Source organism: Methanosarcina spelaei (genome assembly GCF_002287235.1).
Taxonomy (GTDB): domain Archaea; phylum Halobacteriota; class Methanosarcinia; order Methanosarcinales; family Methanosarcinaceae; genus Methanosarcina; species Methanosarcina spelaei.
This window is the reverse complement of sequence record NZ_LMVP01000044.1, coordinates 1-13,340: the sequence shown is the minus strand read 5'-3', so window position 1 is coordinate 13,340 and position 13,340 is coordinate 1. Positions and strand designations below refer to the sequence as shown.

At 35.0% G+C, this 13,340-nt stretch carries 11 protein-coding genes; 10 read left to right on the top strand and 1 reads right to left on the bottom strand.

Annotation, left to right across the window (positions count from 1 at the left end; genetic code table 11):
• The 4 genes from tnpC to ASJ81_RS03655 all read left to right on the top strand — a co-directional run.
• Window positions 1–709, top strand: a 709-nt coding sequence (gene tnpC, locus ASJ81_RS03675) for an IS66 family transposase (protein ID WP_141241578.1), incomplete at its 5' end; no start/stop codon positions are given.
• Window positions 710–1,043: 334 nt separating this feature from the next.
• A complete protein-coding gene (locus ASJ81_RS03670) occupies window positions 1,044–1,778 on the top strand; it encodes a hypothetical protein (protein WP_095643298.1) in 735 nt (244 codons plus the stop codon).
• Window positions 1,779–2,509: 731 nt separating this feature from the next.
• Entirely contained in the window at window positions 2,510–5,110 is a 2,601-nt protein-coding gene (locus ASJ81_RS03665) for a CHAD domain-containing protein (protein ID WP_095643297.1), read from the top strand.
• A 1,159-nt stretch (window positions 5,111–6,269) separates the two neighbouring features.
• Complete coding sequence (locus tag ASJ81_RS03655; RefSeq protein ID WP_095643295.1) at window positions 6,270–6,803, top strand: putative ATP-dependent zinc protease; 534 nt, start codon at window positions 6,270–6,272, stop codon at window positions 6,801–6,803.
• A gap of 36 nt (window positions 6,804–6,839) precedes the next feature.
• Here the strand turns inward: ASJ81_RS03655 and ASJ81_RS03650 are convergent, their stop codons facing one another.
• Window positions 6,840–7,478, bottom strand: coding sequence for a hypothetical protein (locus ASJ81_RS03650; RefSeq protein ID WP_245859761.1), 639 nt, complete (start codon window positions 7,476–7,478; stop codon window positions 6,840–6,842).
• 896 nt (window positions 7,479–8,374) lie between these two features.
• Between ASJ81_RS03650 and ASJ81_RS22535 the strand changes: the two genes are divergently transcribed.
• From ASJ81_RS22535 to ASJ81_RS03625, 6 genes are all read left to right on the top strand, one after another.
• Window positions 8,375–8,515: a hypothetical protein gene (locus ASJ81_RS22535; RefSeq protein WP_170943177.1), complete on the top strand. Its 141-nt coding sequence runs from the start codon at window positions 8,375–8,377 to the stop codon at window positions 8,513–8,515.
• Window positions 8,516–8,547: 32 nt separating this feature from the next.
• Window positions 8,548–8,697 (top strand): hypothetical protein, encoded by a 150-nt coding sequence (locus tag ASJ81_RS22530; protein ID WP_170943176.1) that lies wholly within the window; start codon window positions 8,548–8,550, stop codon window positions 8,695–8,697.
• Window positions 8,698–9,573: 876 nt separating this feature from the next.
• Window positions 9,574–10,257, top strand: a complete 684-nt coding sequence (locus tag ASJ81_RS03640; RefSeq protein WP_095643293.1) for a hypothetical protein — start codon at window positions 9,574–9,576, stop codon at window positions 10,255–10,257.
• A gap of 203 nt (window positions 10,258–10,460) precedes the next feature.
• Window positions 10,461–11,054 (top strand): C39 family peptidase, encoded by a 594-nt coding sequence (locus ASJ81_RS03635; RefSeq protein ID WP_095643292.1) that lies wholly within the window; start codon window positions 10,461–10,463, stop codon window positions 11,052–11,054.
• Window positions 11,055–11,086: 32 nt separating this feature from the next.
• Entirely contained in the window at window positions 11,087–12,277 is a 1,191-nt protein-coding gene (locus ASJ81_RS03630) for a right-handed parallel beta-helix repeat-containing protein (RefSeq protein ID WP_170943175.1), read from the top strand.
• 120 nt (window positions 12,278–12,397) lie between these two features.
• Window positions 12,398–13,340, top strand: a 943-nt coding sequence (locus ASJ81_RS03625) for an ISNCY family transposase (protein ID WP_095642727.1), incomplete at its 3' end; no start/stop codon positions are given.

The window sequence follows — 13,340 nt, the reverse complement described above, 5'->3', positions numbered from 1 at the left end:
AGGAAAAAGACATTGGCTTCATGTAGCTTCTACTGACAAATACACCTGTTATTTTACTCATGCAAAAAGAGGATCCGAAGCTATTGATGCTATGGGAATTCTTCCAGAGTTTAAAGGGGTAGCAGTTCACGATGGATGGAAACCTTACAACAGTTATAATTGTGATCATGCTCTTTGCAATGTTCATCTCCAGAGAGAACTTACTGGAATTGAAGAGAATTATAAACAGCAATGGGCTAAAGATATGAATGAGCTGTTGTCTGAAATGAAAAAGTATGCTGATGAGTGTAAAGAGCAGGTCAAAAATCTAGATTTTGAACAAGTTAAGGCATTAGAAAAAAGGTTCAATGCTGTAGTCGCGAAAGGAATTGAAGAAAATCCACCTTCTTTAAATCCTGAAAAACGAGGAAAACGTGGTAAGAATCCAAAAACCAAAGCAAGGAATCTGCTTGATAGGTTTATAGAACATAAAGACAAGATTCTGAGATTCCTGACAGACTTGAAAGTTCCGTTTGAGAATAATCAAGCAGAAAGAGATGTCAGGATGATGAAGCTACAACAGAAAACATCAGGAACTTTCAGAACTGCACGAGGAGCGGAAGCTTTCTGCAGAATTAGAGCATATATTTCAACAATAAGAAAGAATGGTTTACCTGTTTTAGAGGGTATTCTCGCGGCGCTCAAAGGAGCGCCGCTAACTATACCCTGAATAGTTACACTATTTTTTAATTTTAAAATTTTTATTGTCTATTTCCAAATTAATTAAATTATATCACTTCAATTTTTAAGTTGCTATAAGAGCTTATCCAAAACAATTTTTTTAACTAAAAAAGTTTGCGAACGATTTTCTATAATAGGAAACTCAATAGATTTTTCAAAAATTAGAGATTCAGAAAACTAATTTTGAGTTTTGGGGGTCAGCTCTAAAACTAATAACTTGCCCATGACATCAGTTATTTGTCAATAGTATCTGTGACACGACATCAATATAATAAACTGTCAAAATGAGAAATTATATTGCTCACTAGATCCTTTTATTTCGCATGTATTCGGAGGAAGAGCAAAAAATCAAAGCAAAGATACCTTTTGACTTATGGAAAAAAGTGGAATCTTTAGGTTTTGATAATGCTAATAAAGCAGTTATTAATGCTTTCGAAAAACTTGTATTTGATCCAGAATTGAATATTTATGGAAAAGAACAGGGAACACGGATACAAGAATTGAAAAACGAACTTGATGATGAACAAAAGAATAACCATGAGTTACAAATTAAAATCCAGGACTTGGAAAAACAACTTGAGGATGAACAGAGGCAAAGTCAGGAATTACAAATTAGTATAAAAGAGATAGAAAGTAGATTCGCTGACAGACAAAAACATAATCAAGAACTACAACTTAAAACATATGATTTGGTAAAACAACTTGGGGATGAACAAAAACATAATCAGGAACTACAAGCTAAGATATATGATTTGGAAAAACAGCTTGAGGATGAACATATAAAGAATCAGGAATTACAAACCAGGATGAAGGAAATCGAAATTATACTTGCTGACGGACAAAAGCATAACCAGGAATTACAAAGAGAACTTGAAATACGGATAGAAGAAGCACAGCAGAAAATTAAAGACTTACAAAGAGAACTTGAGAAAGCAGAAAGAAGAGAAATATACTTTGAGGAAATGCACAATAATTACATGATGCAAGTGCAGACTTTAATTAACCAAAAACAAATTCTTGCACCTGGAGCAAAAAAATCTTGGTGGAAATTCTGGTAATTCTTAAAGCTCTATCATACATTTTTACTTATTATAATATCTATTTTCTTGAAGATTTAAATATTATATATCTTTTATGAGTCTCAAAACATTTAAAATATTTACATTTTAACATATTTACATAAGCAAATTATTTTATGATTATACTTCTATAATGTTTATATAATATTAGATATAAGTAAAAAACAAGATATAATTTACAATTATGAAGACTCGGAAATTCCTGCTCAAATTGAAAGAGTTGAAGAATTTAAATAAACGGTGGTGGAAGGGCGGATATTGAAGAATTAACTTCCCATACTCACATTATTTGAGAGTTTAAGTGAAGAAGATATAGATGATACGTACATTGAACTTTTAGTAAAAATGATGCTCAGCGCTATTGACTAATATCCTAATATAATAGAACATTAGATCTGCAGTTATAAATTTGACTTTGAGAATAACTCATCTTTTGCCTGTTTTGTAGGCAAGTTGCGAGCATTACTTTTCATCTGGAATATTTTGTTTTTCTAAGATTGAGTAACAACATTTTATATGCTTTACTTTGTTTAAACTTGTGTTTATAGCAGTTGTTAAATTACCACTCATGAAAGAAACAGAATCCAATATTGTCTTTAAAAAACCTCAATATTTGTCTTTAAAAAACTCCAATATTTGTCTTTAAAAAACCTCAATATTTGTCTTTAAACACTGAAGCCATATTGTTAATAAGACCAGGTGGGAAAGACGTGGAAATCGAATCAAAGTTTCTAGTGATGGATGAAGCGGATTTTCAAGTCCTTGAAACATCATCTTTACTAGCAGACTATTCTCTCTCCGAAGCTATAGTACAAAATATCGAAGACACTTTTTTAGACACGGAGAAAAATGCTTTAATGTCTGAAGGTTATTTTCTACGGCTCAGGAAAGAGATGGGAAAAGAAGGACATTGGTTAGCCATCAAAAGTCTGGGGGGACTTGAATATGGAGTACATACGAGAGAAGAGTATGTCAGCTTCCTACCTGAGGAGACCTCCGTCTTTGAATGTCCTGATGCCAGAACCAGGGATATAATCTTAGAGCTTAGCTCGGGCCTTGATCTGCTTCCACTTCTGAAACTTAAACAAAAAAGGACTGTGCGCCAGGTGAAATTGGGAGAAAGACTTATAGCTGAACTTTCTCTGGACCATGTGAGTCTTAAAAGTGGACAGAACGAAAAATTTTACAGTGAACTTGAACTTAAACTGAAGACTGAAGGAACCCATCAAGATTTACAGATTATTGAGGAACACTTGCTAGGAAATTACCATCTTGTAAAAGATCTTTTCTCTAAATTCGAGAGAGCCCTTCTACTCAAAGAGAATCTGCCGGAAAAAACTCTTTTAAGCTTCAGGGAAAGAGCCTTTTGTTTGCAGCTTGCCGATCAGGAAAATATATATGGAAAACAGGCTAAAATTCTTCTTTCGCTTGAAAAAGGTTTGAATACGGCAGAAGTGAGCCTTCTTCTAAAAGTTCCTGAGCAAGATATCGAAGCTTTTTACTCTCGGTTTGAAAAGGAAAGGCTTTTCAGTTTCCCCTTTAGTTCTGAAAATAATGGTTCCGGAGAATTCCATTTTCATGCCGGACGTTATGCCCTGGGCAAAAGCCAGGAAAATATCGTTTTCAAGGAATGGACCCTTGAAACCCTTTTTGAGCTCTACGGAGCAGACGAAGCGAAGGCAGAAAAGACCAGGACTAACGCACTTATACTTTTTGACGGACTTTTCCCTTACCACAGGTTAGGGCAGCAAGAGAGAAAAATACTGGGTCTTGCAGCTCTCCTTCATGACATCGGAAGCTCGGTTTTTCCGGAAGAAATATACAAGATTGGTGAGGAAATTCTCCTGACCCATCCTCTAAAAGGGTTAAAACTTCACGAACTCAGAATGCTTGCTCTTACTATGGAACTTCAGTCTCCCAAAATCAGCGTAAAGGACCTTTCTTCAGTTTTTGAAAAATCAAATATCATGTTACCTCCAGAAATCAAAAATAAAGCTCTTATTCTTGCATCTTTTATCCGTATCTCGGGCATTTTTGAGAACAGAAGTTGGGGATTTCTGCCAGATAGAATCAGGCAGGTTGAGGACGCAGTTGAAGTAAAAATTTTTGGGCCGGGTGCAGAAAAAGCTGCAAAAAAGGCAGAAAAGAGAAAAGAACTCTGGGAGTACCTTTTTGGTACCAAACTCTCCTTTATATCTAAGAAAAAGACTATATCTAAGAAAAAGACAGACGAAATCGAAAATATTGAAATGAGAGTTGAGGAAATCAAGGGAGAAAACGAGATAAAAGAAGAAAATAAAAAAGAAAGTAGAAACTTGAAATTTGCAATTAGACCTGAAAATTCAATGGCTATGGTAGCTCATAAGGTCTTTTCCCGACAATTTACCAGAATGCTTGCCAATGAGAAAGGAACCCTAAAGGGAAAAAACATAGAAAACCTGCACGATATGAGGGTTGCAATCCGCAGGATGAAAGCTGCTGCAAAGATCTTTGAAGCTTACCTTGATTCTAAAAAGCTTGAACCTCATTTGGAAGGACTAAAAAGCACTCTTGGAGCACTCAGTGACGTCAGGGACTTAGACGTTTTTCGGGAGAAAGCTAAAGAATATCTTAATAAACTACCTTCCGAGAACGAACATGATCTTGATCCCCTATTTGCGGTGCTTGCTGAAGAGAGGAAAAAAGCCCGGAAAAGCATGATCACTTACCTGAAAAGTGAAAGGTACGCCAATTTCAAAAAGGATTTCTCAGATTTTCTTGATTCTGAATCATGGGCTCTACCCACAACAACTGCAAAACACAATGCTCTGCCATATAGAGTAAAGGATGTGCTTCCTTCTATCCTTTATGCCAGGTTCGCAGATATCAGTGCCTATTCCGAATGGTTAGAAGGACCATATGTCTCTATAGAGAGACTGCATAGGTTGAGGATTGCATCCAAAGGACTGCGCTATACACTTGAGTTTTTTGGGAATGTGTTGGGAAAGGAAGCAGAAGTAATGATCAAGGAAGTCACAGCTTTGCAGGACCACCTTGGAGACCTGCACGACTCTGTAATTGCAATAGACTTACTGGGGTCATATCTGCAAACCGGAGACTGGGGCCTTTCAGAGAGGAAAAAATATTCAATAGAAAAGAAAACTCTCGAAGGTCTCAAAGGGGTAGAAGCCTATAAGGCATATAGGGAAGAGGAACTCCAGACATTATTCGATACTTTTCCGGAAGTCTGGTTAAAAGTCCAGAGTGAAGAGTTCAGACCTAGAATTGAAAATGCAATTAAAAATCTATATAAAGAGACAATGACTTTATAAATGAAAGTGTAGGCTGTTTAATCGGAATTTAACAGGTTTTTCATAGAACTTTCAGTCCTCAATATTTCCTCACGATCCCAAGTATTTCCCCACAATCTCAAGTATTTCCCCACAATCTAAAAATATTTTCTTATCCAAACTCCGTTGTGAGAGTGATTCAGATCTTCAAATGTGAGGATAAGTACACTCAGACTCTGATTTTACTGAACTCTTTAAACCCAACGGTCGGTATAAAGTTCTTCTTGCGTAACCGCTGCAAGCTATCCCAGGTATTAGTTGTAATATCTGAGACTTGTTGTAATTTCTCAGCCTTTTACGGCACATAGTCCAACATACTAACATTTAACAGATATGAATTACTATAAAGAGTACTGACAAAAAGGAGGAATTAAATATGGAAAAATTATATCGAGCATCAATTGTATTGGGCTTGCTCCTGATAATTGCTTTCTTAACTTCAGGAATCGGAGCTGCATCACGGTACGCATTTTCATGATATGTCTAGCCCAATAAAATCCAATCGTGTGCCTGAGAATAAAACTGTACTTATTCTCAGAGCTCAAATTTTTAACTTAAATTCGTTGGGTGTTGTCTCGGCAACGTACATTTACCTCCATCATGGCACAAGAGATAACAGGAATGCCAGAGCTACTATTTTTACTTTTCTTCCTTCTCTATTTCAAGACGTTTCGGGCAGAAAGTTAACCATAGAACTTAAACCAGCGGTGTCCTGAGGGAATAAAGTTTTACTATGCTGCATTCACAGGCGTTATTATCATAGTACTTATGGTTATTATCATGGTACTTATGGTTATTATCATGGTACTTATGGTTATTATCATGGTACTTATGGTTGTTATCACAGTACTTATGGTTATTATCACGGAATATTATCCCTCTACAAAATGTAGACATTTCACTCTAAAAGTATATTACTCTTCAGTTACCCGCTTATTCATGGAAAATAGTTAAGTATCCATTTACAAGACTCTCTACAAGACTCTCTTAGTGTAGAGTTGCGTTACTACTAACTTCTATAAACGTGACGCTAAAAAGCTGTACTTTAAATAAACCATTACTATTTACATTAATTTATAAAAATGAGTGTGAGGGATGAGAGAAATGGATGAGGGAGGAATAAACGAAAGGGAGAGTAAGTATGGACGCTGACGAAATTCAAGCAATCTTCAAATTTTCAGCCCTGGAAAAGCATGTGATTTCCAGTTTTGGGGTTCAAGAAGACCTATTTCTTCCTTTTCTGCTTTCATTAAAATCAGGAGGCTCCTGGAGTTATGCTTCTGAAGAAACAAAAAGTATGGCAGTAAAAGATGTAATCACTTATTATAACGAAGAGAGCAAGACCGGCTATACTCTGGAAAAGATCTATTTTTTTATCAATCCCGAAATCGTAAAGGAAGAAGGAATTATCCGAAGGCTCGAAAAATGCGGGACAAAAGAAGAAAGAAAACTGGTTGAAAGACCCTACTTAATAACCCTGAAGGCAAAAAAGATCATATTTGCAGAAGTAAACCCTGAGTTCAGGAAAATAACAGTCAGGGAGTTAAAGAAAAAAACCATACAACTGAAAGGTACGCCGGCATATAGCGCAGCTCATGAAATGGAACATCTTGAAAAGGGAGAAATAGGAGGAATTCCGCTCTGGACTTTTGAATACGTTAAAGCCTGGCAATAATTTTTGGAAGAAATTTTAGCAGACTTACATTATTTCTTATTTCTTCTTACGAGAATAGTCTTTACCGGTTATCTGATCTTTTAACTGTATCTCTGAACTTTTAAATACACCTTGACGAAGTTTATCTTTAACAAGATAGAAGAGGCCTCCATAGGAGAAGAATGTGAGTACTGGGAATATAAAGAGTCCTTCTTTAACCGCCTCCATATCCCCGTTCAAGACTTGAACTATGGCCATCATGTCTACAGAGGTTCCAATAGTTATGAAGAATCCGAAGAACAGGAGCAGTATTGAATACGCTTTTTTTGGTTTTGAAAGCATCAGGAATAGCGCTAGAAAGCCTAACGGAATGCTAATTCCAAGGTCAAGATACCTGATGGTCCAAAAGGCAGTTGGAGCCGCTTTGTATGAGCCGTCAGGAAGGTCTCCAGTATTTGTAACTTGTTGGATTTGAGATATCCACATTACTGCAAAGAGCAGGAAGAATACGGTCATAAAGCCTACGTAGATTCGCAGACCTCTGAGTTTGAAGTCAGGAGCATCTGCTTCGGTAAACATGGATAAGCTACCCAAAAGCAGGATGAGCCCGCCTACTATAAGTGTTCCGAAAAGCCACCAGTAGTCCTCAACATTGCCGCTGTAGGCCGAATTGCTCCATTCCTGGCCAATCCCCATGGAAAGCCCTGTATACATTAACGTTATCGGTGTAAGTATTAACAGGTATTTCGAGCCGGCCCTTCTGGCCAGACATAGAATTCCACCAATTAGTAGTATCGGTGCGATCAATACAAGATTTGTAAGATCCTGTCCTGCAATCTGCCATACACCAGATTGAGAGGTTCTATACTGTATTATTTCCTGACCAATGGGTCCAAGAAAAGCGATTAAAACCAGAGTCGTTGCACAGATGATTGCAATTACTCCAATTACGTACTAGGGAATTAAGCACTCATTTGCTATTTCGCTTCTTGTATCACATTGCTTTTCAAGAGCAGAAATCATGCTCTAGAATAAAATTTTCACATTTATATAGTTCTCTGTTTGTTTCGTTATTTAAAGAAGGTTTACAGTTTTTCTGGACCTGTACAACCTTATTCATTATACTGAACCGTTCTTGCACGCTCGACGCAGGAGAGCGGCCTATCTCAAAAAAGATGAGAATAGAAGCAAAGAGCGAGAATAAAGTACAAGCCTGAAGTAAAAATGACACAAAGAGTTTTAGGAATAAGATCAACATAATCAACTATCAATCTTTATCAAAACTTTTTTCTCTCTAATGCTGTTCGCTTCTTTCCTCTTTTTGTGCAGGGACTCCAGACAAGCTGGTGGAGGCGCTTATACAATCCTGTTAATTGGAATATGGTTTCCAGAGTCAAGAGAATTAAGTTTGATTCAGATTAATAGCTTGTCCTGCTCGAAGAAGGAAAGCAGCCTTGCAGACAAAACAGACAAAAAAGAAGAAGAATTAGCAAATAATAGCTCTATTAAAAGAATGAATTAGCAAATAGCGATGCATTTCTACTTTTATCGCTCATGCCTCCGAAGAAATAAAAAGCATTGCAATAAAGGATGTGATTACTTATTACAGTGAGGAAAGCAAGACCGGCTATACTATGGAAAAATATATTTTTATCGATCCTAAAGTCATAAAAGAAGAAGGAGTGGTCTCCAGGCTGGAAAAGTGCGAGGCAAGAGAAGGGAGAACTTGTTAAAGGACCCTATCTTATAACTGTAGGCTAAAAAAATGATAATTGCCAAGGTAAACCTAGAACTCAGGAAGATAATTACCAGAGAAATAAAAAGAAAAGCACTGCTGAAAGGTACCCCAATATATAGCGCAGCTCATAAGATGGAACATCTTGAAAAGGGAGAGGTAAAAAGAATTCCTATCTGACCTTTGAATATGTTAAAGAACAGTAAAAATCAAATCCTACGTTTTTGAACACTAGTTTTATACTGATAATGAGTAATTGAATGGTTAGTTACAAATTGCTCTATATATAGTTTCTGCTTAATTTTATTTTAGCTTTTAACTGACTACAATTAATAATATAGAGGACTTCGATAAACGACTCTGTTCCAAAATCCAGTGATTTTTGCATTTTTGATAGAAAGTCTTAATTAGCAAGAAGAATCCAGTTTTTATCAAAATCGATATTCGCTATCTAAAGACTTGAATCACTAAGTTGTATTACATGGATGGTGACCATTTATAAAATCTAGTGATTTTGAGTTTTACATTCATCACTAGATTTTGGTACTGAGTCCGATAAACCTCTGATTTCAACATATTACTTATATACCCTTTATAAGCAACTAGCCAAAAAGCTGGGTTTATCGAAGTCCTCTATAATTTTTAGCAACTATTCGATCTAATAAAGCAGCATCAATAGCTATCTCTACTAAATTCAATAGACAAATCTCTGTGACTTAATTTTATTTGACTATAGGGGATTGGCTACTTTTTTTCATCTTCATAAGTTAATTCTCAGATTTCTCTTTTTCATCGAAATCAATATCAACAGACATGTTGTGGTAAGCTGAATATATATCAATTTTAAAATATTCTTCTAGATCTGATTGTTTGAGAGTTGACACATTAAATATTTAAACAATGTTGATTTTTAGAATATGGGAATATTATGCAGGATTCAGTAGAGTTTGAGACCTATACCAAATCCTGCATAGCCAAAGGCAAGAAGTATAATAGCTTTAGAAACTACTTCAAGCTTATTTCTTGCCTTCATACAAAATTATGAGGTAAGATAAAATGAAAACTAAGATTAGAAAACTAACTAATACGAGCAAATTAATGCTAAAGATAATACTTATGGGAGTTCTCTTAATAAGTTTAAGTTCCGTCGTCTATGCAGAAGCAAATGACAGCCCAGTAACTAACGAGCAAACATCCGCAGTTCTAAGTTTAGATGAGGCAAAAGAAATTGCAGCTTTTTCTGTGATAGAATTCTCTGATAAAATATCTGATTTCTCTGAATGGAAAGATGCAAGTGTTGAATCAGATATTACATATTACGATCTAGATAGAAATAAAACAGCATATGCCTTTAATGTAGTGAAAAATAATGAATACGCTGGTTTTATAATAATATCTGCTACAAAAGACAAATATCCAATCCTTGAATTCTCAAAAGGAAAGCTTCCTCATAAGATTTCTTATATGACAAAGAAATCACAATCTGCAGCAGCAAACTATGCAAATAAATATCAATTGAAGATTGGGAAAAGCGTACCGATTTATGGAGGTCCAACTTTCTACTATACAGAATATGAGCTTAAAGACAATAAAAATGCGATCAAAGAGAAAATTATTGTAGATGATATTACATCAAATGTAACAAGCCTGGAAGCTGAGACTGCTCCTATAAGCAATCAGGTAGAAACCGTTGAAAGCAATGAAACCTACATTCGGCAGCAAGCACATTCCAACATCTAAATATTCTTAATTGTTATTTTTTGTAGGTTAAGTTAAAAAACAGCATCTTGCGGATTATCTATCTAGCATGATTTGTCTTTTATCTCATATATTATAAATATATATTAATTATGTTATGGTTAACATTTAGTAATTTTTGATTTAAATTAAATATCAAAAGTTCTAAAAAAAACGATATCAATAGAAAAATTGAATGGATTTTTATGTCGACCTGCCGAAAGCAGGATGAAATAAAAGAAGTGTGGAATAGCTTAGAGAGCAAAATGGCAGGAGATATATCAATTACAGCAACTTATTCTCATAAAATTTCTGATTTTCCTGCTGAGCTATGGTACCGTGGCTGTGCTCCAACTTCGGCTGCTATGGTTCTAGAATACTGGGATAACAATGGATATCCAAACTTTCCAACCGGTACTACACTTATAAACGAATTGGCAAATGCAATGGGCACTACTTCTGGGGGTAGTACAAGCACAAATAATATTGATAACGGTATAGAGACGGTTTGCAGTAACCATGGATATTCTGGCATTGATGCCGTAACCGAGAATAGTGTAACTAAGACTAAAATTGAGACTGAAATAAATGCCGATAGACCGTTTACCATGAGCATGGTAAACGGTGGGCGTGGAGACAACTATAGCCAAAGTTATGGAAATCATACCGTTGCTTGTTATGGTTATTATCGCTCTGGAGTATTACAGTATGACTATATCCACGATACTTGGCAAACAGTAGAACATTACATTGTTTATGGGAGTTGGGAATGGGTAACAAATACATGGGTGAGACCTTAATCACCCTTTCTTTTTTATAGGAAGAAATGGATATGCCACTCACGAAAATAAATACAAAAATAGTTTTCTTATTGTTTGTTTTTGCCATTTCAACAATATTTATTTTCTATTCAGAAAACAATGGAAAATATCCCGACAATATCCTTGGCAATCTTAGTAATAACTCAACTAATGCCAACGTACACTCTGGAGATTTAATACAAAAGAAAGTCAGCAATGCTCGTTCTGGTGACACTGTTATTGTTTACCCTGGAGATTCAATACAACAAAAAATCAACAGTGTTAATTCTTGTGACACTATTTTGGTTTACCCAGGATTATATCAGGAAAATTTGGTTGTAGATAAGCCTTTATCTATAGTATCGAAACAAGGCAAATCTGCGGATACTGTGATTCAAGCTGCAAATCCGGAAAAAGATGTATTCCACATAACTGCAAACAACGTAACAATTAGTGGATTCAATATTACAGGATCAAGGAGCAAAGCCGGTATTTATTATACTGGATCTAATAGCAGTATAACTGGAAATACATTGGTTTATAATAAATATGGAGCCTTTCTGAAAAGTTCCAGTGATATCGTAATTAGAAATAACACAGTGTTTCAGAATGAATTTGGAATTTATCTCAGAAACTCTAGCAAAAATACTCTAGAAAATAATGAGGCAAATGACAGCTCACATTACGGAATTTTTATTGAGAATTCCACTGAAAACGAATTGGATTTCAATATTGTAAACTCAAACAGTGTGTATGCCGTATGTCTCAAAAATTCAAACAATAATTGTTTAAAAAGTAATAATATATCCAATAATGAGCTAAAGGTAGATATAAATGGGATTAATCTTGAGAACTCCAACAGTAATAAACTAATAAGTAATTATATTTCAAATAGTTGGAAGGGTGTAAATTTAACCAATTCTTCAGACAATGAGTTAGGCAAAAACAGAGTTTCACATAATTATTTCAGTATTAGCCTTCAGAATTCGAATGATAACAAATTCCTGAACAATACTATTGAACTACATCCATACACGTTTTCAATTACACTTGGGAATTCTCAAAATAATATAATTAAAGGCAACACTGTAGGTTTGAATAAAGAAACTGCAGATATGAATAAAGAAATTAAAGTGTTTTACACCCCCGACAGTAGAAATAATACAATCGAAGGCGAACAGTATACTGATCATGGAAGAGGAACTGCGGTGTATTTAGAGTAAAATAATGTATCGAATTGCTATAATAAGACTCAGTTCCAAAATCTAGTGATGAAAGTAAGTGTAACATCACTATATAAATTTATAATTCTATAACTATGTAATGATGTTACGGCAAAAACAATGGTAATTATAAATCTTACTCTTAATAACTTATCGGAACTCCCTGCTCTCTCATACCTTTTTGATAGTTATAGCAATGATTACGAATATACCACAAGAGGAATTTTTCGTAGAAAAATTCCTCCAGCCTGCCCTATTTGCAGTGCTCCTATGGTTCATAACGGCTATAATCTATACATCAAAAAAGGTCTTGGAAAAATCAGCATTGGTCGATACAAATGCCAAAATTGTGGTAGTACAGACGAAGAAGATCATAGTTTTTGGGAAGGTCTGAAAACTTTACTTTTTGATTCATTCAATAATTTTTTCCAGGTGCTCAGATACCATAAAGTTTCTTATGATGGAATTTCTGATATAATGAGCTTCATATTTCCAAGATCAAGAAGCACTATTTTTAGAACATTCAACAAAGAAATGGAACAGGAAAATGTTCCAATTTTAGAAAATGTACATATGGTGCACTATGACGAACAGCATCCAAAAGAGGGACGTTGTCAGAAATACCGTTTAACATTACTGGATGCAAAAACTCAAAGAACAATAGCAGATGAACTTTTTGAGGATAAAAGTTCAGAAACCATCAAAACGTTTCTACGAAAAAATCTAGATACATCAGAACCTGTGTTTATTGTTACGGATTTTGATAAGAGATACCCAGATATTTTAAAGGAAGTTTTTGGGGATAAGTTAGTGCATCAATACTGTTTGATGCACTTAAACAAGCTTATAGTTAGCGATTTTCCGAAGAAAACAACAATTGAACAGGAACTATTAAAATACAGGTTATTGAATATATTTTACAATCGTGAAAATGAGATTAAATTCCTGGAAAAAATTCTATCTGAAGAACTTAACGTAATTATGAATGAAGAAAAGCATCAAGAATGGAGTATAAAGGCAAAAAAGGAATTTAACCGATTTAGATATAAATTGAAGCTAGAAA